Here is a 22,240-nt window from a genome sequence, read left to right as displayed (position 1 = left end):
GCCTCATCATGACGACATTGACGGTTACGGCACGGGGCCAGGTCACGTTCCGGAAGGACGTGCTCAAGCACCTCGGCATCCAGCCCGGAGACAAGATCAGGCTTGATCTTCTGCCTGGCGGGCGGGCGGAGTTGAAAGCCGACCAGGGCAAGGGCTCTTGGCAAGAGCTGAGCGGGATGCTCAAGGGCAAGACGAACGGCGCACGGCTTTCGATCGAGGAGATCAACGATGCTATCGCCGACGCCGGCGCTTCGGGCGGGATGCGCGGGGTCGAGCGCGAGTGAAGATCAGCCTCGACACGAACGTGCTATTGCGCCTTGTCGTCGGCGATGACGTAGCGCAACAACGGACAGCAGCCGAGACCTTGGAAGGGGCCGAGTTGGTCGCGATCAGCGTTCAAGCGCTCTGCGAGTTTGTTTGGGTGCTGGATAGAAGTTACCGGGTTGCGCGGGCTGACATATCCGCCTCGATCCACCGCATCCTTGACATGCGCAACGTCGTGATCAACCGACCGACGATCGAAGCGGGCCTGGCTATACTCGACGCCGGGGGCGATTTCGCGGATGGCGTGATCGCATTCGACGGTCAGTGGCTCGGTGGCGGAACCTTCGTCTCCTTCGATAGGAGAGCGGTAAAGCTGGTCGAAGGACGGGGAATGCCCACACTGTTGCTCGGGTGATCTACCGTACGCGCTCGCCTGTCCCCGGCGACCAGAGCGGCCAGTTCTCCAGGAAATCGTGGCTGTGAATGACGACGCGTGCGCCATCGATCAGTATGATCGAATAGGCGGGCGGCGCCTGCTCGACCACCTCGTCGCCGACAAAGTCGAGCATGAAACGGGCATGCAGGCCACGTTGCGCCGAATACGGAATGCCTGCGACCGTGCCGGCAATGTCGCGATGGACATGGCCGAAGAAGATGTAGCGGACATTGCCGTGGCGGACGAGCACATCGAGCAGCCTCTGCGGCTGTTCGAGGCCGAGCGGATCGAGAATGGTCAAGCCGAGCTCGACCGGCGGATGATGCAGGAACAGATAGACCGGCCTGCCCCCGGCCTCGGCAAGCCTGGCGTCCAGCCAGCTGAGCCGATCGTCGCACAATTCCCCGGTCACGCGGCCCTCGGCCAGGCTGTCGAGGAACACCAGCCGGCCCTCGGGCGTATCGAAGACCGATTGCACGAAACCGTTGCCGTCGGTTCCGTTTTCCGGGAAGGCGGCGACGAGGTTGATGCGGCGGTCGTGGTTTCCGGGCAGCAGCCGGTACGGCACGGAGAGCCGGCCGAGCGCCGATTTCAGGTCGGCATAGCTTTCGGTCTCGCCCGACTCGGTCAGGTCGCCGGTGAAGATGCAGAGCGCCGCGTCGCCATGGCGGGCATTGATGTGATCGATGCAGCGGTCGAGCCGCTCATGCAGGTTCACGCCGTAGCGGACCTCGCCCCGACCGCCGAGATGGACGTCGGCAACCTGGATGATCTTCATTCCGGACCCTCTTGCGAATTTGGGCAGACTGCCTCGGCGATTACAGAGCCGGCTCCGGCACCGAAGCCTTGAACACGTCGAGCCGGCTTCCGGTCTCCGAAGAGAAGAAATGCAGGTCGCTCTCCGCGAACTGCAGCCCGACGGCACTACCGGGCTCGGGATGGACGGTCTCGGAGGTCACCACCGAGAACGGCGCGCCGTCGAGATCGACATAGACGACCCGGCCGGCGCCGAGCTCTTCCACCAGGTCCACCGTTGCGGCCAGCGCGCCGGGCGTTCCCGGCGCCACCATGCGCACGGCCTCCGGCCGGATGCCGACCGCGACCTTCGAGCCGACCGGGAGGCCGGCGCGTGAAACGTTGAGCTTGCGGCTGTCGCCGAGCAGCGCCACGCCGTCGAGCGTGACCGTGCCTTCGAGCATGTTCATCGCCGGCGCGCCGACGAAGGTCGCCACGAACCGGCTCGCCGGCCTACTGTAGACTTGCGCCGGAGTGCCTACCTGCTCGACGCGGCCGCCATTCATCACCACCAGCCGGTCGGCCAGCGTCATCGCTTCGACCTGGTCGTGCGTGACGAAGACGGAGGTGGCATTGAGCCGTCGATGCAGTTTGCGGATCTCCGAGCGCATCTGAACACGCAATTTGGCGTCGAGGTTGGAGAGCGGCTCGTCGAACAGGAAGACCTTGGGCTCGCGAATCATGGCGCGGCCCATGGCGACGCGCTGGCGCTGGCCGCCGGAGAGCGCCATCGGCTTGCGGTCGAGCAGATGCTCGAGCTCCAGGATGCGGGCGACGGCCTGGATGCGCTGGTTGCGTTCGGCGGCAGGAACGCCGGCCACCTTCAGCGAATAGCCGATGTTCTGGGCAACGCTCATATGCGGATAGAGCGCGTAGTTTTGGAACACCATGGCGCAGCCGCGCTCGCGCGGCTCGAGCTTGTTGACCACGGTGCCGTCGATGGCGATCGCGCCGTCGGAGATCTCCTCGAGCCCCGCGATCATGCGAAGCAGCGTGGACTTGCCGCAGCCCGACGGGCCGAGGATGACGACGAACTCGCCGGATCTGATATCGAGGTTGACGCCGTGCACGACCTGCATCTTGGCATAGCTCTTCCGGACGTCGCGGATGACAATGGAGGCCATTTTTATCGTCTCCCTATTTTTCGGTGGCGATCAGGCCGCGCACGAACCAGCGCTGCATCAGCACCACCACGATCATCGGCGGCACCATGATGATCAGCGTGCCGGCCATGGCGATATGCCATTCCGGCGCGCCGCCGACGTTGGGGATGAGCTGCTTCAGCTCTGTCACCGCCATCGCATGCGACTGGTCGGTGGTGATGAGCAACGGCCACAGATACTGGTTCCAGGCCCACAGGAACATGATGGTGCCGAGCGCCGCCATGTTGTTACGCGACAGCGGCAGAAGGATATCGACGAAGAAGCGCAACGCGCCGGCGCCGTCCATGCGCGCGGCCTCGGTCAATTCGTCCGGCACGGTAAGGAAGAACTGGCGATAAAGGAATGTGCCGGTGGCGGTGGCGACCAGCGGCAGGATCAGGCCGGAATAGGAATTGAGCAGTCCCAGGCTGAGCTGGACCTGAACCCCCGATATCTTCTGGATCAGCCAGGAAAGCCCCGTCAGATCCATGATCGCCTGATAGGGATCGAGCACGTTGGCGACCACCGCGTAGGTCGGAACGATGCGCACTTCGAGCGGCAGCATCAGCGTGATGAAGATCAGCCAGAAGATCAGCATGCGGCCGGGATAGCGGAAGTAGACGATCGAGAAGGCCGTCAGCGCAGACACGATCACTTTGCCGGCGGCGACGCCGAACGCCATGACGAAGGAGTTGAAGAGCTTCGGGCCGAGATCGGCCGTCGTCCACGCCGTCTTGATGTTGACCCAGAAATCGCTGCCCGGCAGCAGCGACATCGGCACGTCGTTGACGTCCTTCAGATTGTGCGAGGCCGCGATCGCCACGATGACGAACGGCGCCACGCAGAATACGAAGCCGGCGAACAGGATGAGATGCGTGAAGAAGTTGAGGATCGGGGTGCGCTCGACCATGGCCGCCTCAACGATAGTGCACGCGCCGCTCGATGAAGCGGAACTGGACGATGGTCAGCAGGACGATGAGCAGCATCAGGATGATGCTCTGCGCAGCCGCGCCCGAGTAATCGAGCCCTTTGAAGCCGTCGGAATAGATCTTGTAGACCATCAAATTGGTGGCGTTGGCCGGGCCGCCGGCGGTCATGATGTCGACGATGCCGAAGGAATCCTGGAAGCTTTCGGTGATGTTGATGACAAGCAGGAAGAAGATGGTCGGCGTGATCAGCGGGAACTGGATGTCCCAGAAGCGGCGGACGACGCCTGACCCGTCCATGGCCGCCGCCTCGATCAGCGAGCGCGGGATGGCCTGCAGGGCGGCCAGGAAGAAGATGAAATTGTAGCCGACATATTTCCACGAGAAGGCGATGATGACGGAGGCCATGGCGTCGGCGCCGTTGAGGCCGGGATCCCAGAAGCCGGGCCAGAACTTGTTGACGGCGGCCATGAAACCGGCTTCCGGCGCCAGGATGAAACGAAACGCCAGCGCCAGAGCCGGCGCCGCGATGCCGTAGGGCCAGATCAGCACGACGCGATACAGCCATGAGCCAGCGAGTTGCCGGTCGGTCAAGGCGGCGAGGACCAGCGCGATGACCATCGCAAGGCCCGTGCTGATGCCGGCGAAGATCATGCTGGCGGTGATCGAATTCCAATAGTCGGCATTGGCGAGGATCGAGCGGAAATTGTCGAGGCCGACCCAGATGTTGCCGCCGCCCCAGGGCTGCTGCAACGTCAGCGACCAGTAGACCGCCTGGCCGGCAGGCCAATAGAAGAAGGTGAAGATCAGGAGGAGCTGCGGCACCGCGAACAGGATGCCGATCGTCCATCTGCCGAAAGTGACGCGTTTTTCCATCGATCCGCCGACGATGCCTGGTTCGGATATGAAACGGCCGCCCGTCGAGTTTCGACGGGCGGCCTCAAAATGTCTACTGCTTAGGGCAGCGTCTTGTTCGGATAGGTCTGCTGGAAGCGGTCGAGGATGGCGTCGCCGTTCTTGACCAGCGCGTCGATGCCGTCCTGCACGCTCTCCTTGTTGGCGAAGATCGCCTGCATCTGCGTGCCGAACTCGGCGCGGATCTGGGTGAAGTTGCCGAGGCGGATGCCGCGCGTGATCTCGGTCGGCTCCGAGGCGGTCAGGCTGGCGATCGCCACTTCACGGCCCTTGTAGGGGGCCTTGTCGTAGAAGCCGCTGGATTTCATGTATTCGAAGCCCGACTTGGTCACCGGAATGTAGCCGGTGTTGGTCGACCAGAACAAAGCCGTCTTGGGGTCGTGGATGAAGTTGAGGAAGGCGGCCGCGCCCTTGTATTCGGCGTCCGACTTGCCGGACAGCACCCACAGCGAAGCGCCGCCGACCAGCGAGTTCTTGCGCTCGGTGCCGGCATAGACCGGCAGCTCGGCGACATCCCAGCTCATGCCTTCCTTCTGGGTCTTGCCGACCGTGCCGTGGTCGCCGACCGAGGTCATGATGACCTGGCAGGTGCCGGTGGCGAAGGCCTGCACCATGTCCTGGCCGAGGTCCTTCGACTTGATCTTGATCAGACCGTCGTCATACCACTTCTTCAGATCGGTGACGTATTGGACGAACTTTGTCTTGTTCATCTCCAGGCGGGCGTCGAGGCCGTCATAGCCGTTGTTCTTGGTTGCGATCGGCTGGTTGTGGATGGCCGAGAACTGCTCCATCAGCTGCCAGCTTTCGTTGCCGGAGATGTTGATCGCCATCGGGCAATCATAGCCGGCGTCCTTCAGCGCCTTGAGGTCGGCGCCGACGTCTTCCCAGGTCTTTGGCGCCTCGGTCTTGCCGATCTTGGCGAAGGCGTCCTTGTTCCAGTACATCAGCGCCGTCGACGAGTTGAACGGGAAGGACAGCATCTCGCCCTTCGAGGTCGCGTAGTAGCGGGCGATGCCCGGGAAATAGTCGCTGTAGTCGATCTTGTAGCCGTTCTCTTCCATCAGCTTGTCGGCGGGCTTGTAGGCGCCCGACAGCATCATGGTGGCGGTGCCGACGTCATAGACCTGGACGACGGTGGGCTGTTTGCCGGCGCGGAAGGCGGCGATGGTGTTCTGCAGCGTGGCGTCATAGTTGCCCTGGCTGGTGCAGACCACTTCATAATCGGACTGCGAAGCGTTGAAGTTCTTGCACAGCGTGTCGACCACGCGGGCGAGATCGCCCGACAGGCCGAACCAGAAATCGAATTTCACCGGCTCTGCAAAGGCAGGAACCGCGAGCGCGGTGCTGAGCGCGCCGGCGGCAAGGGCAGCGAGGCCCCGCTTGATGATGGTCATGGTTTTTCCCTCTTGAGTGGCAGTTCGACAAGGTTTTGCGCAGTCCTTGCCCGCTCTCTTAGAGAAGGTATGTGACAGTTCTGTTGTGGCCCCTGGACCGGCAGGTAAGGCCCTGTGGACAGCCAGTCTCTCCGGTAGTGTGCTGAGAGTTCTGCAAATTCGCTGAGAGAGGGCGGTCATGGCAGGCTGGTGATTGTTCACGTCACCTGATTCCCGCGAAGGAACGCCACCATGACCAAGATCGAAGATAAATCCGCCATAGCTGCCGTCAAAGACATTCTGCTTTCGAACCCGGATGGGCTGCACGAAGTGATCCGCGCAGTGATGCAGGAGGTCCTCGAGGCCGAGATGGACGAGGCGCTGGGCGCTTCGAAGAGCGAACGGACACCGGAGCGGCTCGGCTATCGCTCTGGGTATTACGGCCGCACGCTTGTCACCCGTGTCGGCAAGCTGGAGCTGCGGGTTCCGCAGGACCGGCAGGGGCGCTTCTCCACCGAGCTGTTCGAGCGCTACCAGCGCTCCGAGCGGGCCTTGGTGGCGACGCTTGCCGAGATGTACGTGCAAGGCGTGTCGACCCGCAAGGTCAAGGCGATCACCGAGGAGCTGTGCGGGCATGCCTTCTCGGCCTCGTCGATCTCGGCCATCAACAAACGGCTGGACGAAAGCCTGAAGGCCTTTGCCGAGCGCCCGCTTCAAGAGCCCTTTGCTTACCTCGTGCTCGATGCCCGCTACGAGAAGGTGCGCGAGGCCGGCATCGTCATGAGCCAGGCGGTGCTGATCGCGGTCGGCATCGACTGGGACGGGCGGCGCCAGATCCTGGCCGTGGAGATGGCCAATCGCGAGAGCCGCTCGGCCTGGAAGGACTTCCTCGTGGCGCTCAAGGCGCGCGGTCTTAGGGGCGTCGAACTGGTCGTGTCCGACGACCATGCCGGCCTGGTCGCGGCGATCGGCGAGGTGATTCCGGAAGCGGCCTGGCAACGCTGCTACGTGCACTTCCTCAGGAACGCGCTCGATCACCTGCCGCGCAAGCACGGCGACGACTGCCTGCAGGAGCTCAGATGGCTCTACGACCGGCGCGATCTCGCCGAGGCCAAGGCCGATCTCGCCGCGTGGCTGGCCAAATGGTCGGGCCGCTATCCGCGGCTGACGACGTGGGTGGAGGAGAGCATCGAGCGCACGCTGACCTTCTTCCGCCTGCCGCGCCAGCACCACAAGCACCTGAAGTCGACCAACATGCTGGAACGCCTCAACGAAGAGATCAGGCGCCGCACCTATGTCGTGCGCATCTTTCCCAACGCCGAAAGCTGCCTGCGCCTGGTCAGGGCGCTGGCCGTCGAAACCAACGAAAACTGGATGGAGGCCAACCGCTACATCAACATGGACGACCTGCGCGAGCACAAGAAGCTCGCTCTGCGCCAAGCCGCATGACCAGCCTCATGGCCGCCCCTTTTTGCAGAACTTGACGCACACAACCGTCTCTCCTCCCCCTCGGCGGTCGCGCCGGCATGAAACCGTCATATCGGCGGTCTAGGAAGCTAGGGCGCGGCGAAGCGGCGTAAAGACCACTCATGCTTAACCGGCTAAATTGAGCGCCGGCCAAATTGGACGAATGACATGCTTGTCGCGCAATTGACCCATGTGCCGATGGCTGACCGCCAGGCAATGCGGGAAGGCCCACGCGACAGCGCAACCCATATGCGCCACGCTGCCGCCATTCCGGCATTGGGCGAGATCGAGATCGGCGGCAGGACGCCCCGCGACGGCGCAGGCGCAAGCCTGACGGTGATGGCATGGAACGTCGAGCGGCTTCGCCATGTCGATGCGATCGCCGCGACGATCGCCGGCCAGGCGCCGGACGTGGTTCTGCTGACGGAGGTCGACAAGGGCATGGCTCGTTCGGGCAACGGTCATCCGCTGAGCCGGCTTGCCGACCGGCTCGGCCACGCTTTCGCCTATGGCGTCGAGTTCGTCGAACTGGGCATTGGCAACGATTCGGAACAGACGGCGACGGGCGGGGCCGAGAATAAGGAAGGCTTCCACGGCAACGCCGTGACCAGCGCCGTGCCGCTCGAGCGCCCATTCCTCATTCGCCTGGATGCCGCCGGCGGCTGGTTCCGCCCGGAGCGCGGCCAGCCGCGCATCGGCGGGCGCATGGCGATCGGCGGCCAGGTGCTGCTCGGCGGCCGCCGCGTGACTGTTGTTTCGGTGCATCTCGAAAACCGTACCGATCCCGCCGGCCGCGCGGACCAGACACGCCATCTCCTCGAGGCGATCGACAAATATGACGCGCACGCGCCAGTGCTGATCGGTGGCGACTTCAACACGCTGACCGCCGGCCATGAAGAGCGTCACGACGACCCTGCCGCCTGGCGCGCGCGGATTGCCGCCGAACCCGGCCGGCTGATCGACGTCGAGCGCCACGAACCGCTGTTTCAGGTGCTTGCCGACCACGGCTACCGCTGGCGCGACGCCAACACGCTCGACCGGCCGACGCAGCGGCGCGCCGCCGGCGATCCGACGCCGATCGGCCGCATCGACTGGTTCTTCACTCGCGGCCTTGCGGCAGGCGCGGCGGCCACTTTGCCGGCACTGTTGCCGGATGGCGGCCCGAGCGCCGATCACGACGCGCTTATCGTCACCGTCCGCGTGGAGTGAGGCGCAACGAATCGCATCCGAGCTTGAGGATCACGGTGCAAGTGCGGCTTCCACCAGCCGCTTGGCGTCGGGGCTCGACCATTCCGCCGGGCCGTTCATATGCGCGATCAGGCAACCCTCGCCATCGATCAGCATGGTGACCGGCAAGCCCAGCGCCAGCCCGCGGGTCTTGACCTCGTTGAACAAAGCTATCGTCGGATCCCGATAATAGCCGAGCGTCTCGACGCCGATCTCCTTGAGGAATTTCTTCGGTTTGACGTCGTCGCCAGTGTCGACATTCACCGCGACGACCTCGAAGGCATTGCCGCCCTTCTCCTTCTGCAGCGCGTCGAGCGCCGGCATTTCGGCGCGGCAGGGCGCGCACCATGTCGCCCATAGATTGAGCAGCACCGTCTTGCCGGCATGGTCGGCGATCGTCATCGGCTTGCCGTCCGGTCCGTTGAAGGCAAGGCTCCTCAGCGACTGCGGCGGGTCCGCCGGCTGCAACGCCGCGACCTGGCCGACGGCCTTTGCGGCGACTTGCTTGGCCCGCCCGGCCTTGGCCTTGCAGGCGACATCATCCTTGCTGTTGTCTGCCGCAGCCTGCGGCGGCTGGGCGTTGTTGCCAGAACCGCTCCCGCTGACATATACCGCGACCGCGCCGGCCAGCACGCCCGCCACCAAAGCGGCGAGGATGAGGCGCGGGGCCGGGAAGAATTTATTGCCGTCTGCCATTTTTCTTAGAACTGCTCCGGAGCACGGGTTATAGCGATGAGCGACAAGAAGGCCAGCAACCAGATGTGGGGCGGACGTTTTGCCTCGGGTCCGGCCGCGATCATGGAAGCGATCAACGCGTCGATCTCCTTCGACCGCAAACTCTATGCGCAGGATATCCGCGGATCGATCGCCCACAGCGAGATGCTGGCGCAGACGGGCATTATTTCGGCGGCCGATCAAGAAAAAATCGCTCACGGCCTGAACACGATCCTGAAAGAGATCGAGGCTGGCAGGTTCGAATTCTCGACCAAGCTCGAAGACATCCACATGAATGTCGAGGCGCGCCTTGCCGAGCTGATCGGTCCGGCCGCCGGCCGACTGCACACCGCCCGCTCGCGCAACGACCAGGTGGCGCTCGACCTGAGGCTCTGGGTCAAGGAGGAATGTCAGCGTGTCGCCCGGGCGCTGAAGGACCTCATCGCCGCCTTCCTCGAACGCGCCGAGGAGTACGCGGCAACGGTGATGCCCGGCTTCACCCATATGCAGGCGGCGCAGCCGGTGACCTTCGGCCACCATTGCATGGCCTATGTCGAGATGTTCGGCCGCGATCTGTCGCGCGTCAACGACGCCATCGTGCGCATGGACGAAAGCCCGCTGGGCGCCGCCGCGCTCGCCGGCACCAGCTTTTCCATCGACCGCCATATGACGGCGAAGGCACTGGGCTTCCGCGAGCCGATGCGCAACTCCCTCGACAGCGTGTCGGATCGCGACTTCGCCCTTGAGTTCCTGTCAATCGCCGCCATCTGCGGCACGCATCTGTCGCGGCTCGCCGAGGAGATCATCATCTGGTCGACGCCGCAGTTCGGCTTCGTCCGGCTCTCGGACTCCTTCTCCACCGGCTCCTCGATCATGCCGCAGAAGAAGAACCCCGACGCCGCCGAGCTGGTGCGCGGCAAGACCGGCCGCGTCAATGGCCACCTCGTCGGGCTGCTGACGGTGATGAAGGGCATGCCGCTGACCTATGGCAAGGACATGCAGGAGGACAAGGAATCGGTCTTCGACGCCGCCGAGACGCTCGACCTGATGCTGGCGGCGACCACCGGCATGGTGCGCGACATGACCGTGAACGCCACCGCCATGAAGAAGGCCGCCGGCGCCGGTCACGCCACCGCGACCGACCTCGCCGACTGGCTGGTGCGCAATCTCGGCCTCCCCTTCCGTGAGGCCCATCACGTCACCGGCCGCGCCGTCGCCCTTGCCGAGGAGAAGAAGGTCGGCCTGGAAAAGCTCTCGCTGGAGGACCTGCGTTCGATCCATCCCGGCATCACCGACGGCATCTTCTCGGTGCTTGCCGTGCAGAATTCGGTGAAGAGCCGTGTGAGCTTCGGCGGCACCGCGCCGTCGGAAGTGAAGAAACAAATCCGCTACTGGAAAAAGCGCCTGGCCAAGGCGTAATGCCGGGATGCAATGCGCTGCAAACTCGGCTAAAAGCGGCGGCTGGACAAAACAGTTTCGAACGGATGGATCGATGACCCGAGGCAGGATTTTGGTGACGCTCGCGCTGCTGGCGGCGGTTGTCACCGTGACGGCCTGCGGCAGGAGGGGCGGCCTCGATACCCCCTACGAAGCGGCAGTGCAGGCGCGCAAGGATGCGGAGCGAGCCAAGCAGCCGCTGCCGCCCGAGCCGGAGAAACCGGTCAAGGACAAGAAGTTCATCCTCGACCCCTTGCTCTAGAGCCGATGAGATCGTCCGATCTCATTATGCTCCAATTTTCGGACCTTTTCCCGTGAACCACTTCGACTACCGCGACGGCGTGCTCTACGCCGAAGATGTGGCAATCCCCGATATCGCCGCCAGCGTCGGCACGCCCTTCTATTGCTATTCGACGGCGACGCTGACCAGGCATTTGCGCGTCTTCAAGGAAGCCTTTGCCGGGCTCGACGCGCTGGTCTGCTACGCCATGAAGGCCAATTCCAACCAGGCCGTGCTGAAGACGCTGGCCAGGCAAGGCGCCGGCGCCGACGTGGTGTCGGAAGGCGAATTGCGCCGCGCCTTGGCCGCCGGCATCCCGGCCGACAAGATCCTGTTTTCCGGCGTCGGCAAGACCGCGCGGGAAATGGATTTCGCGCTTTCCGCCGGCATCCTCTGCTTCAACGTCGAATCCGAGCCGGAGCTCGAACTGCTCTCGGCGCGCGCGGTGGCGCTCGGCAAGGTGGCGCCGATTTCGCTGCGCATCAATCCGGACGTCGATGCCAAGACCCACAAGAAGATCTCGACCGGCAAGGCCGAGAACAAGTTCGGCATCCCGTGGCAGCGGGCGCGCCAGGTCTATGCCCGCGCGGCGGAGCTGCCCGGCATCCGGGTGACCGGCATCGACACCCATATCGGCAGTCAGATCACCGAGCTGCAGCCTTTCGACGACGCCTTCGCGCTGCTGGTGGAGCTGGTCGGCGTGCTGCGCGCCGATGGCCATTCAATCGAGCACGTCGATCTCGGCGGCGGCCTCGGCATCCCATACCGCCTCGACAACAGCCCGCCGCCCCTGCCCGACGCCTATGCCGAGATCGTCAGGAAGCATGTCACCCGGCTCGGCCTGAAGATGATGTTCGAGCCCGGCCGGCTGATCGTCGGCAATGCCGGCATCCTCGTCTGCGAAGTGATCTATGTGAAGGAAGGCGACGCCAGGAACTTCCTGGTCGTCGACGCCGCCATGAACGATCTGATCCGGCCGACGCTCTACGACGCCTTCCACGACATCAAGCCGGTGGTGCAGCCGCCGGCCGCCACGCCGCGCATGAAGGTCGATATTGTCGGGCCGGTCTGCGAGACCGGCGACTTCCTCGGCCTCGACCGCGATCTGCCCAGGCTGAAGTCGGGCGACCTTATCGCCGTCGCTACCGCCGGCGCCTATGGCGCGGTGCAGGCCGGCACCTACAACACAAGGCTGCTGGTTCCGGAAGTGTTGGTCGACGGCGATCGTTTCCATGTCGTGCGGCCGCGCCAGACCTATGAGGAACTGATTGGGCTGGATTCGTTGCCCGATTGGCTAGCGTAGCGAGGCGCTAGATCCTCTGCTGGATCAGCGTCTTGGCTTCAGCGATCCTCTCCTCGTCGCGGCGATAGAATATCCATTGCTTGGTGCGCTTGGCGCTGAGCAGGCCGGCCTGGGTCAAGACGCGCATATGTTCGCTGAGCGTCGCCTGGGTGATGCCGAGCTTTTCGGCGATCAGCAGCGCGCAGACGCCATCCTCGACCAGATCGCCATCGGCCTGGGGCGGGAAATGCAGGCGCGGATCCTTCAGCCAATCGAGGATCTGCAGCCTGCGTTCGTTGGCGATTGCCTTTAGGATGTCGACCTCTTGCATTTAGCCATTTTGCTAAGTTACTAATTGAAGTCAATCCCGAGGAGCAAACCATGTTGAACACTAGCGCAGCGGACACCGGCACGTTCCCCAAGGCGACGATCACGCGCGAACGCATTGCCGCCGTGGAGCCGCGCATCCGCCCATATGTGCGCCACACGCCGGTGATGCGCGTCGACATGGCCGATTTCGGCCGACCTGCCTTTCCGGTCGATCTCAAGCTCGAATGCCTGCAGCATTCCGGCTCGTTCAAGGCGCGCGGCGCTTTCACCAACCTGCTCGAGCGGCAGGTGCCGGAAGCCGGCGTCGTTGCCGCCTCAGGCGGCAATCATGGCGCCGCCGTCGCCTACGCCGCCATGAAGCTCGGCCATAGGGCCACCATCTTCGTGCCGGAAGTCAGCCCACCGGCGAAGCTCGAGCGCATCCGCGGCTACGGCGCCGAGCTGGTCGTCGGCGGTGCGCGCTACGCCGAGGCGCTCGCCGCCAGCGAGGATTTCGCCGCCAGGACAGGCGCCTTGCAGATTCATGCTTTCAACCAGGAAGAGACGCTTATCGGCCAGGGCACGCTCGGCCTCGAGATCGAGGCCGACCTGCCCGGGCTCGACACGCTTCTGGTCGCCGTCGGCGGCGGCGGCCTGATCGGCGGCATCGCCGCCTGGTTCGCAGGCCGCATCCGCATCATCGCCATCGAGCCCGAGGGCGCGCCGACGCTCTATCGCGCCTTCGAGGCCGGCAAGCCGGTCGACGCGCCGGCCGAGGGCATCGCCGCCGATTCGCTCGCGCCGAAGCGCGTCGGAGAGATGATGTTCCCGATCGCGGAAGCCTTCGTCGAGCGTTCGATCCTGGTCAGCGACGACGACATCGTGGCGGCCCAGAAAGCGCTGTGGGATCGCGCCCGAATCATCGCCGAGCCCGGCGGAGCCGCCGCCTTTGCCGCGATGCTTTCCGGCCGCTATGCGCCGGCCCCCGGCGAGCGTGTGGCCGTTCTGGTCTGCGGTTCCAACACAAATCCCGCGAATTTCTGACCATAAACGGGGCGAAGCCCTTCACGTTTTCGGAACCTGCCTCGCCTTCGCCGTGTTTGGTGTTATCCTCTGCTCATGAGGTCCGGGCTATCCCGCCCGGGCAGGAAGGGCCGATGACGGAACGACCCATTTCCAGTGGCGTACGCGGCCTGGCCGGGCGACTTGCCCTGAGCCGGCTGGCGACGCGGACCTCGATGATCTTCGAGCGTGGCTGGCCGTTGCTGCTGCCGCTGGCGGTGGTCGCCGGCCTGTTTCTCAGCGTCTCGTGGCTGGGTCTGTTCCAGCGCTTGCCGGATCTGGCGCGGATCGGCCTCCTGATCCTGTTCTCCATATCGGCACTGGCGGCGCTCTATCCGCTGCGCTTCTTCCGCATTCCTTCCGCCGCCGAGGTCGACCGGCGCATCGAAGCCGCGAACGAGCTGCTGCACAGCCCCGTGCAGGTGCAGACCGACCGGCCGAGCGGCGCGGAGAGCCTTTTCTCGCAGGCGCTGTGGCGCGAACACCAGAAGCGCATGGCCGAGCGGCTCTCGAGCCTCGGCGCCGACAGGCCGCGCACGAGCGTGCCGGATTATGACCGCTGGGGCCTGCGGGCACTGGTCGGGCTGCTGTTCGTCACCGCCTTCGCCTTCTCCTTCGGGCCTTTTGGCGGCAGGATCGGCGACGGCTTCGTCGCGCGTGCCGTGCGCGATACCGTGCCGCCGCGCATCGATGCCTGGGTGACGCCGCCCGCCTATACGGGCAAGCCGCCGCTGTTCCTGACCGCCGATGTCAATCAGGCCGCGCAGACTTTCAGCGTCCCGCAGGGCAGCGACGTCTCGCTGCGCGTCACCGGCGGAACCGGTGAGGAAACACTGAACTATGCCGACACGAACGGCAATGACCGCGCCATCGAGCCGGCCGCGCCGAAGGATGGCACATCCGCCGCCGCCCAACCGGTGCCCCCAGCCGCTGCCCAACTCAAGGTGCGGCAGTTCTCCGGCAAGCTGAGCACCAATGGCACGCTGACGCTGAAGTCCGGCGAGGACGATCTCGGCCACTGGGCCTTCGCCATCATTCCGGACAAGCCGCCGACGATCCGTTTCGTCGGCGAACCGAAGCGCGCCGTCAACGGCGCCATCGAGCTCAACTACCAGATCGACGACGACTATGGCGCGGCCTCCGCCAAGGCCGTCTTCGAACTGTCGGATCCGCCGCCGGCCAATGCGCATCCGCTCTACGGCCCGCCCGACATGCCGCTGACGCTGCCGCGCCGCGGCGGCAAGGCGAACGCGGCCAAGACGACCAAGGATCTGACCGAGCATGTCTGGGCCGGCAGCACCATCAAGCTGGCGCTCACCGCCACGGACGATGCCGGCCATACCGCCACCAGCGAAACCAAGACGCTGCTGATGCCGGAGCGGCCCTTCTCCAATCCGCTGGCCCGCGCCGTGATCGAGCAGCGCCGGCTGCTGGCGCTCGACACCAACGCCAAGCCGCGCGTGCTCGACCTGATGGACGCGATCACGTTGCGCCCCGAGGATACGTTCGACAACATGTCGCACTATCTCGCGATCATGAGCGCGAGGAGCCGGCTGAAGCTCGCCGAGACCGATGATCAGCTGCGCAACGAGGTGGGTTATCTGTGGGAGATCGCGCTCGGCATCGAGGAAGGCAATCTGTCGGCCGCCGAGCGGCGGCTGCGCCAGGCGCAGCAGGCGCTGCAGGACGCCATCAAGAACGGCGCCAGCGACGAAGAGCTCAACAAGGCGATGAAGGAACTGCGCGAGGCGATGAACCAGTTCCTGCAGGAATTCGCCCAGCGCGCGCAGCAGAACCCCAACGCGCCGCAGATGCAGCAGAACGGCCGGGAACTGCGCCAGAGCGACATCAACCGGATGATGGACGAGATCGAGAACCTCGCCAAATCCGGTGACCGCGACCGAGCCCAGCAGCTTCTGTCGGAACTGCAGGACATGATGAACAACCTGCAGGCCGGCCGCCAGCAGCAAGGCGGCGAGCAGGACAGCGAGATGCGCCAGCAGATGGACAAACTGGGCGAGATCATGCGCCGTCAGCAGGAGATGATGAACGACACCTTCCGCCTCGACCAGATGCAGCGTGGCCAGCGCGGTCAGAATGGCGACCAGCAGATGGGCGAGGATGGCCAGCAGGGCCAGTCGCAGGAAGGGCAGCAGCCAGGCACCGGCAACGATCGCGACCCGCTCGGCCGGCAGAAGCCGATGACGCCGCAGGAATTCTCCGACGCGCTGAAGCAGCTGCAGGAGGGCCAGGGCCAACTGCAGAGCGAGCTCGACAAGCTGAAGAAAGGCCTCGAAGGCATGGGCATGCAGCCCAATGAGGGCTTCGGCGAGGCCGGCAAATCCATGGGCGACGCCGAGCAGGCGCTGGGCGAAGGCGAAGGCGACCAGGCGGTCGGTCACCAGGGCCGCGCGCTGGAGGCGCTGCGCCGTGGCGCCAAGGACATGATGAAGCAGATGCAGGCCATGCAGGGCGACCAGGGCGGCAGCGAGCAGGGCGGACGCCAGCAGGACGCCGACCGCGACCCCCTCGGCCGGCCGCGCGCCACGAAAGGCCCAGACGACGGCAACTCGGTCAAGGTTCCGGACGAGATCGACGTGCAGCGCGCCCGCCAGATCCTCGAGGCGATCCGCAAGCGCCTCGGCAATGCGCTCAGCCCCGATATCGAGCGCAGCTATCTCGAACGGCTGCTCGAGCTGAAATAGTTCACACGGCCATTTTGTCGAAGCTCCGCCGGCCGCGCTGGCGATTCGCCAATAGGTCGGACCGACCAAAGCATCTTGCCAAAGTCGCGGATCAAAGGTTGGCCGTCGCCTGCGCCTGCCTGGTCAGCATGAAGGCCTCACGGATCGCGTTCTCCATGCCGTCGATCGCTTCGCCGGTCGCAAGCGGATTGCGGTGCAGCACCACATTGGAGGAATCGATGTCGCCGAAGCCGTCGGCGGCGGTCAGCTCGCGGCAGTCAGCTGGGATGTTGCTGCGCGAGATCGGCGCGATCGCCAAACCGGAAGTGACCGCCAGCGTCAGGCCGCCATTGGTGTCGCTGGTATAGGCGACGCGGTAGTCGAGCCCGCGTTGCTGCAGCGACTTGATCGCGAAGTCGCGGCACCAGCCGTCGCGGCTGTAGAGCGCGATCGGCACCGGGCGCTCCTCATGCATATGATGCAGCGTCGATGTCACCCATACCGTCGGATCGTGCATCAGCACCTCGCCGCCGGAAAAGCCTTCCCACTCGAACACCACGGCGAGGTCGAGCTCGCCCGCCGCCAGCGACCTCACCTGCGAGGCCGAATGGGCGTAGCGCACCGTGACCTCCACGCGCGGATGGCGCTTGGCGAATTCGCCGAGCGCCCGCGACAGGATCGAGCGTCCGTACTCGGCTGGGATCCCGATGCGCACAAGGCCGCCGAGCGGCGGCGCCACCAGCGACGCCGCCGTCTCGTCGAGCAGCGAGACGATCCGGCGGGCGTTGCCGATGAGCTCGCCGCCGCGCCGCGTCAGCGCCACCCCGCGCGAGCCGCGCTCGAACAGGCTGTCGCCGACCATGTCCTCCAGTCTCTTCATCTGCATGGAAACGGCCGACTGGGTGCGCCCGGCCTTTTCGGCGGCCTTGGTGAAATTGCCCGTCTCGGCCACCACCACGAAGGTGCGCAGGAGGTCGCTGTCGAGGGTAAGCTTCATGGGTGCCGCCATAAGGAATTTTGATTGCTGATATCATTCCAATTCGTTTGCAACATGTCAAACGCCACAGGATAGTCGTCTCTCCCATTGGATGTGCGGCCGCGAAATCGGCCGCGGACCAATTCGAAGAGTCCTCACTCGTGCCCGCTGCCCGAAACGGTAGCGGGCTCTTTTTCGCTGGAACGAACATGCGGAACCGGATGGTGCTTGGCATTCTGAGCCTCTGCCTGGGCGTTCTCGTTTTTTCGCTGCAGGACCCGCTGGTGAAGGCGGTTTCGGGCGGCTATCCGGTGACGGAAGTGATGGCGATTCGCGCCGTCGTCGCGCTGCCGATCCTGATCGTCATCGTCCAGGCCGATGTCGGCCTCAGGGCCTTGCTGTCGAAGCGAGCGGGCATGCTGACGCTGCGCGCCTTCATCCAGTTCTCGTCCTACACCGTCTACTATCTGGCGATCGCCGCCTTGTCGCTGGCCGACGCGATAGCGCTTTATTTCATGGCGCCGCTCTTCATCATGGCGCTTGCCGGGCCCTATCTCGGCGAGCACGTCTCCTGGCGAACGCTGACGACGGTGCTGATCGGCCTGGTCGGGGTGGTCGTGATGCTGCGTCCGGGCGCCGAATTGTTCGACTGGGCGGCGCTGCTGTCGCTCGGCTCGGCGTTCCTTTACGGCTTCTCGCAGCTGATGGCGCGCCGGATCGGCGATACCGAATCCTCCACCGTCATGGCCTTCTACCAGAACGGCGCCTATCTCACCGGCGCCGTGGCCGTCGCCATCATGTTTCATCTGGCCGGCATCACCCATGCGGGCCATCCGAGCCTCGATTTCCTGGTGCGGCCATGGGTGTGGCCGGCGCTGCCGGACTTCCTGAAGATGCCGGCCTGCGGCTTCGTCGCTTCCGCCGGCATGATCTTGCTGTCGCAAGCCTATCGAATGGCGCCCGCCAACCGCGTCGCCACCTTCGAATACACCGGCATTCTCTGGTCGCCGCTGTGGGGCTTCCTGTTCTTCGCCGAGGTCCCGCGGGCAACGACGGTGCTTGGCGCGGCGCTGATCATCGGCGCCGGCTTGGTCGCGCTCGACGGCGAACGCCGGCGCAGCGCAGCGCCTGCGCTCGCCGCGACCGGCGATGCCGTCTAAACAGTCAGGCGAAGCAGCTCAATGCCCGACCGACGCGGGCGCGGATCTCGGCCAGCGTGAACGGCTTCTGCACGACGTCGAGGATGATGCCGTTCAGTTCCTCGGCGCGCTCTCGCTGGTCGGCGTAGCCGGTCATCAGCATGATCTTCATCGCCGGGTACTGTTTCGCTGCCGCCGTCGCCATCTCGATGCCGTCCATCTCTGGCATGCGGATGTCGGACACCACGAGATCGAAGCCGCCGCGGTTCTGCTGGATCAGCGCCAGCCCCTGCGCGCCGTCGGCGGCGATGGCGATAGTATGCCCGTCGCGCTCCAGCGCGCGGGCGGCGAGGGTGCGGACGGACTCATCGTCCTCGACGATCAGAAGCTTTGCCATGACGAGATAGATGCCGCCGAAACGTTGACGTTTTCTGAAAATTCGAAACGTCCGTGCGGTCTTTAGAGCGCGACCTTACGTGTCGCCCTTCACAACCCCGACAAACGGCAGTTCCCGGAACGCATGCGCCACGTCCATGCCGTAGCCGACGACGAAATAGTCGGGGCAGTCGAAGCCGACATAGTCGGCGTTGAGCGTGGTCTGGCGGCGCATGCGCTTGTCGAGCAGCACCGCGATGGCGCAGCTCCTGGCGCCGCGCGACAGCATGAGATCGCGTGTGAAGGAAAGCGTCTTGCCGGATTCGAGGATGTCGTCGATCAGCAGAACGTCGCGTCCGGCGACCTCGTTGTCGATGTCGCGCAGCACCTTGACCTCGCCGCTGGTGGTACCGGCGCCGTAGCTGGAGATGAAGATGAACTCGACCTCGGGCGACAGGCCGACATCGTGCATGGCACGGATGAGATCGGCGGCAAAGACGAACGAGCCCTTTAGGATCGAGATCACAAGCAGGTCATGATAGTCGCGCCCGGCGATCTCCTTGGCGAGCTCGAGATTCCGCCGGGCGATCGCCGAAGCCGAAAACAGGACCTCGATTTCCTTGCCGCGAACAACTGGCATCGTTTTTCCTTCAAAAAATCGGCAGCGGTGTCGATAGACGGGTTGAGATTCAGGTCAGGCCGAGCCGAAAATTGTGGCTTCCGAGAACCGGAGCGGAGCGTACGTTTCAGTACGTGAGCACCGGAAGCGCAGGAAGCCGCTATTTGCAGGCCGGCCTCACCTGAATATCGACCCGTCTAGCCGGCGAAGGTGACCGACACGGCCCTCACGCCGTTTCTAGGCACATCGAGGCGGCTGGAAAAGCCGAATCTTTCGCCCGGCGCCAGCGAGCGGTTGGATGTCCCCAGCCTGTAGCGGATGACGTTGCTGGCTTTGTCGGTGACGCGGATTTCGAGCGGCGGCAGCGCTTCCGCTCTTGCGCCGTCGTTGGCTGCCTCGCCGTCGACGAACAGGACGGGCTTCAATCCCGAGTCATCGATTCGCGACGTCACGCCGGAAATGCTGAGCGCGCTTGCCGGCTGCGCGGTCGTCCACAACGGGCTCTGGCGCACCAGCGCATGCCCGCCCGAGATCCAGAAAGCGACGAGTGCGGCGCCCACTCCGGCGATCCAGAAGATCGGACCGCCGCGCGACGCCGGCCGCGTGGGCGCGGCCTCCGGTTTGCGCAGCATGCCCATGCCTTCGATGGATGGCGTCGAGGGCGCTTGCGGCGCCACGGTCGGCTCGGAACGGGCGGCGAAACGCGGCAGCACCACATAGTCGGCGTCGACGATGTCGGCCGGCGCGTCGAGCATGACGCGCTCCGGCGCGGCATTTGCCGCCGTGCCGGTCATGATTTCGCCGGAAACAGGGCGCGCGGTTCTGTCTTCAGCCATTACGGCCCCAGTGCAAGCTTCGTTGCTTTTGGGTAAACGCAAATGGTTAACGCTTCCCGACCGGAACCGCCGTGAAACGTCTAAAACGCGCAGAAATTAACCGACGATTAACCATGCCGGCCGATGGTCTTGGCAGAGAACAGGCCGGCGAGACGCCGCCTAAGGTTTCAGGTCGCCGAAAGTGATCCGTTTCGAAAATGTCGGCCTCCGCTATGGCATGGGTCCGGAGATCCTCCGCGACATTTCCCTGCACATTCCGGAGCGCTCCTTTCAGTTCCTGAGCGGTCCTTCGGGCGCCGGCAAGACCACCTTGCTGCGCCTGCTCTTCATGTCGCTGAAGCCGACGCGCGGCCTGATCACCATTTTCGGCAAGGACCGTTCGCGCATCTCGCGCAGCGAATTGCCGCTGCTCAGGCGCCGCATCGGCGTGGTGTTCCAGGATTTCCGCCTGCTCGATCACATGACCACTTACGAGAACGTCGCGCTGCCCTTGCGCGTGCGCGGGCGCGAGGAGGCAAGCTATCGCACCGACGTCACCGAGCTTTTGAAATGGGTCGGGCTCGGCGACCGCATGCATGTGCTGCCGCCGGTACTGTCCGGCGGCGAGAAGCAGCGCGCCGCGATCGCGCGCGCGCTGATCGAGCAACCGGAGATCCTGCTTGCCGACGAGCCGACCGGCAATGTCGATCCGCCGCTGGCGCGCCGGCTGCTGCGGCTCTTCATCGAGCTCAACCGGCTTGGCACCGCCGTGGTGATCGCCACCCACGACCTCGGCCTGATGGAGCAGGTCGATGCGCGGCGCATGATTCTCGCCGGCGGAAGGCTGGATGTCTATGACTGACCTTCCGGCCCACCACCTGCATGACGAGGCTGCCGCCGAGACGACGGCAACCGTTCGGCGCGTCCAGCGCAAGATGGCGCCGATCGTGCCGGCGCAGAACATCGCCGGCCGGGCGCTGGTGCTGGTCATCGCCATCATGACCTTCCTGTCCTGCCTGACCTTCGGCGCCGTGACGCTGGTGCGCGACACTGCCTCGGTGTGGGAGAACCAGATCTCGCGCGAGGCGACGATCCAGATCAAGCCGGTCGAGGGCCTCGACATGGAGGCGGCGCTTGCGCAGGCCTCGCAGATCGCCAGCGAATTCCCCGGCGTGAAGGGCACGAGGATCGTCGACCGCGATGCGACGGCGCGGCTCCTGGAGCCGTGGCTGGGCACCGGCCTCAATATCGACGAACTGCCGGTGCCGCGGCTCATCGTCGTCACCATCGACGAGGCCAGCCCGCCCGACTTCGCCGCCATGCGCGCCGCGATCACGCCCAAGCTGCCGAGCGCGGCGCTCGACGACCATCGCACGTGGGTCGACCGGCTGGTCGCCATGGCGCACACGACGGTGACGATCGGCTTTGCCGTGCTGGCGCTGATATTGTCGGCGACGGTGCTGACGGTCGTGTTCGCCACGCGCGGCGCCATGGCCGGCAACGGTCACATCATCGAGGTGTTGCATTTCGTCGGTGCCGAGGCCCGCTTCATCGCGCGCGAATTCCGCTGGCATTTCCTCGTCACCGGCATGAAGGGCGCCGCCGCCGGAGGTGCCGCCGCCATTCTCGTGTTCATTGTCTTTTCCTGGTGGTCCTCGCGTAACATGGCGACGCCGGAGGCCGACCAGGCGACCGCGCTGTTCGGCAATTTCGCCATCGGCTCCACCGGCTATCTCGGCGTCGGCCTGATGGTGCTGGTGATCGGCGCGCTCACGGCGGCGACCTCGCACGCCACCGTCGTCGCCTATCTCAGCGATATCGACATCCGCCAGCCGGACTCGGGCTGATCATGACGAGACGCCGTGGGACGAAAACGGAACCGGTCTAAACCGTTATATTCAGGAAGGAAAACGATCACGGACCGAGCAGCTGCCGTAACGCAAAGTGCGCCGCCTTATCTATGAAAGGCCGCATTTCGGAGTTAACCATAGGATGTTTTCAGG

At 64.8% G+C, this 22,240-nt stretch carries 23 protein-coding genes; 12 read left to right on the top strand and 11 right to left on the bottom strand.

The genetic code is table 11. The annotated features are described in order from the left end of the window. The first annotated feature begins 8 nt into the window (after positions 1-8). Together QAZ22_RS09430 and QAZ22_RS09425 are read left to right on the top strand one after the other, a co-directional pair. Positions 9-284: an AbrB/MazE/SpoVT family DNA-binding domain-containing protein gene (locus tag QAZ22_RS09430; protein WP_278206458.1), complete on the top strand. Its 276-nt coding sequence runs from the start codon at positions 9-11 to the stop codon at positions 282-284. Then, complete coding sequence (locus QAZ22_RS09425; RefSeq protein ID WP_278206457.1) at positions 281-679, top strand: type II toxin-antitoxin system VapC family toxin; 399 nt, start codon at positions 281-283, stop codon at positions 677-679. Before QAZ22_RS09430 ends, QAZ22_RS09425 begins: the two co-directional genes overlap by 4 nt. Position 680: 1 nt before the next feature. Here QAZ22_RS09425 and QAZ22_RS09420 read toward each other — a convergent pair whose 3' ends face one another. The 5 genes from QAZ22_RS09420 to QAZ22_RS09400 form a co-directional block, all read right to left on the bottom strand. Continuing rightward, entirely contained in the window at positions 681-1,478 is a 798-nt protein-coding gene (locus QAZ22_RS09420; protein ID WP_278206456.1) for a phosphodiesterase, read from the bottom strand. A gap of 40 nt (positions 1,479-1,518) precedes the next feature. After that, positions 1,519-2,619, bottom strand: coding sequence for a sn-glycerol-3-phosphate ABC transporter ATP-binding protein UgpC (gene ugpC, locus QAZ22_RS09415; RefSeq protein ID WP_278206455.1), 1,101 nt, complete (start codon positions 2,617-2,619; stop codon positions 1,519-1,521). Positions 2,620-2,632: 13 nt separating this feature from the next. Further along, positions 2,633-3,547, bottom strand: a complete 915-nt coding sequence (locus QAZ22_RS09410) for an ABC transporter permease subunit (protein WP_278206454.1) — start codon at positions 3,545-3,547, stop codon at positions 2,633-2,635. A gap of 7 nt (positions 3,548-3,554) precedes the next feature. Then, a complete protein-coding gene (locus tag QAZ22_RS09405; protein ID WP_278073670.1) occupies positions 3,555-4,439 on the bottom strand; it encodes an ABC transporter permease subunit in 885 nt (294 codons plus the stop codon). 80 nt (positions 4,440-4,519) lie between these two features. After that, complete coding sequence (locus QAZ22_RS09400) at positions 4,520-5,872, bottom strand: extracellular solute-binding protein (RefSeq protein WP_278206452.1); 1,353 nt, start codon at positions 5,870-5,872, stop codon at positions 4,520-4,522. A 231-nt stretch (positions 5,873-6,103) separates the two neighbouring features. Here QAZ22_RS09400 and QAZ22_RS09395 point away from each other — a divergent pair, with 231 nt between their 5' ends. Both QAZ22_RS09395 and QAZ22_RS09390 read left to right on the top strand, forming a co-directional pair. After that, positions 6,104-7,300 carry an IS256 family transposase gene (locus QAZ22_RS09395; RefSeq protein ID WP_278203704.1) on the top strand — a complete coding sequence of 399 codons (1,197 nt, stop codon included), beginning with the start codon at positions 6,104-6,106 and terminating at the stop codon, positions 7,298-7,300. Between the two features lie 186 nt (positions 7,301-7,486). Beyond that, positions 7,487-8,527, top strand: coding sequence for an endonuclease/exonuclease/phosphatase family protein (locus QAZ22_RS09390; protein ID WP_278206451.1), 1,041 nt, complete (start codon positions 7,487-7,489; stop codon positions 8,525-8,527). A 30-nt stretch (positions 8,528-8,557) separates the two neighbouring features. Here QAZ22_RS09390 and QAZ22_RS09385 read toward each other — a convergent pair whose 3' ends face one another. Then, positions 8,558-9,241: a TlpA disulfide reductase family protein gene (locus QAZ22_RS09385; RefSeq protein ID WP_278206450.1), complete on the bottom strand. Its 684-nt coding sequence runs from the start codon at positions 9,239-9,241 to the stop codon at positions 8,558-8,560. Between the two features lie 36 nt (positions 9,242-9,277). On the opposite strand from QAZ22_RS09385, the gene argH reads away from it, so the two are divergent. The 3 genes from argH (at position 9,278) to lysA (ending at position 12,279) form a co-directional block, all read left to right on the top strand. Next, positions 9,278-10,678, top strand: a complete 1,401-nt coding sequence (gene argH, locus QAZ22_RS09380) for an argininosuccinate lyase (protein WP_278206448.1) — start codon at positions 9,278-9,280, stop codon at positions 10,676-10,678. A 73-nt stretch (positions 10,679-10,751) separates the two neighbouring features. Further along, entirely contained in the window at positions 10,752-10,958 is a 207-nt protein-coding gene (locus QAZ22_RS09375) for a lipoprotein (protein WP_066990222.1), read from the top strand. A gap of 52 nt (positions 10,959-11,010) precedes the next feature. Beyond that, the gene (lysA, locus tag QAZ22_RS09370) at positions 11,011-12,279 is read left to right on the top strand and encodes a diaminopimelate decarboxylase (protein WP_278206446.1); all 1,269 of its coding nucleotides are present in this window, start codon (positions 11,011-11,013) and stop codon (positions 12,277-12,279) included. 7 nt (positions 12,280-12,286) lie between these two features. On the opposite strand, the gene QAZ22_RS09365 is transcribed toward lysA, so the two are convergent. Further along, complete coding sequence (locus QAZ22_RS09365; protein WP_278206445.1) at positions 12,287-12,589, bottom strand: metalloregulator ArsR/SmtB family transcription factor; 303 nt, start codon at positions 12,587-12,589, stop codon at positions 12,287-12,289. 50 nt (positions 12,590-12,639) lie between these two features. Between QAZ22_RS09365 and QAZ22_RS09360 the strand changes: the two genes are divergently transcribed. Beyond that, on the top strand, positions 12,640-13,611 hold the full coding sequence (locus QAZ22_RS09360) for a threonine/serine dehydratase (protein ID WP_278206443.1): 972 nt from the start codon (positions 12,640-12,642) through the stop codon (positions 13,609-13,611). Positions 13,612-13,724: 113 nt separating this feature from the next. Continuing rightward, positions 13,725-16,334 carry a TIGR02302 family protein gene (locus QAZ22_RS09355; protein ID WP_278206442.1) on the top strand — a complete coding sequence of 870 codons (2,610 nt, stop codon included), beginning with the start codon at positions 13,725-13,727 and terminating at the stop codon, positions 16,332-16,334. A 91-nt stretch (positions 16,335-16,425) separates the two neighbouring features. On the opposite strand, the gene QAZ22_RS09350 is transcribed toward QAZ22_RS09355, so the two are convergent. After that, entirely contained in the window at positions 16,426-17,310 is an 885-nt protein-coding gene (locus tag QAZ22_RS09350; RefSeq protein WP_278206441.1) for a LysR substrate-binding domain-containing protein, read from the bottom strand. Positions 17,311-17,498: 188 nt separating this feature from the next. Between QAZ22_RS09350 and QAZ22_RS09345 the strand changes: the two genes are divergently transcribed. After that, positions 17,499-18,449: a DMT family transporter gene (locus QAZ22_RS09345; RefSeq protein ID WP_278206440.1), complete on the top strand. Its 951-nt coding sequence runs from the start codon at positions 17,499-17,501 to the stop codon at positions 18,447-18,449. Positions 18,450-18,453: 4 nt separating this feature from the next. Here QAZ22_RS09345 and QAZ22_RS09340 read toward each other — a convergent pair whose 3' ends face one another. The 3 genes from QAZ22_RS09340 to QAZ22_RS09330 all read right to left on the bottom strand — a co-directional run bounded on the left by QAZ22_RS09340 (position 18,454) and on the right by QAZ22_RS09330 (position 20,258). After that, complete coding sequence (locus QAZ22_RS09340; protein WP_278206439.1) at positions 18,454-18,825, bottom strand: response regulator; 372 nt, start codon at positions 18,823-18,825, stop codon at positions 18,454-18,456. A 75-nt stretch (positions 18,826-18,900) separates the two neighbouring features. After that, complete coding sequence (gene hpt, locus QAZ22_RS09335) at positions 18,901-19,443, bottom strand: hypoxanthine phosphoribosyltransferase (protein ID WP_278206438.1); 543 nt, start codon at positions 19,441-19,443, stop codon at positions 18,901-18,903. Between the two features lie 176 nt (positions 19,444-19,619). Beyond that, positions 19,620-20,258, bottom strand: coding sequence for a hypothetical protein (locus QAZ22_RS09330; RefSeq protein WP_278206437.1), 639 nt, complete (start codon positions 20,256-20,258; stop codon positions 19,620-19,622). Between the two features lie 181 nt (positions 20,259-20,439). Between QAZ22_RS09330 and ftsE the strand changes: the two genes are divergently transcribed. Then, entirely contained in the window at positions 20,440-21,099 is a 660-nt protein-coding gene (gene ftsE / locus QAZ22_RS09325) for a cell division ATP-binding protein FtsE (protein ID WP_040998894.1), read from the top strand. After that, complete coding sequence (locus QAZ22_RS09320; RefSeq protein WP_278207806.1) at positions 21,092-22,084, top strand: ABC transporter permease; 993 nt, start codon at positions 21,092-21,094, stop codon at positions 22,082-22,084. Before ftsE ends, QAZ22_RS09320 begins: the two co-directional genes overlap by 8 nt. The last annotated feature ends 156 nt before the right edge of the window (positions 22,085-22,240 follow it).

This window comes from Mesorhizobium sp. WSM4906 (genome assembly GCF_029674625.1).
Lineage (GTDB): Bacteria > Pseudomonadota > Alphaproteobacteria > Rhizobiales > Rhizobiaceae > Mesorhizobium.
This window is presented reverse-complemented; position numbering and strand designations above follow the sequence as displayed.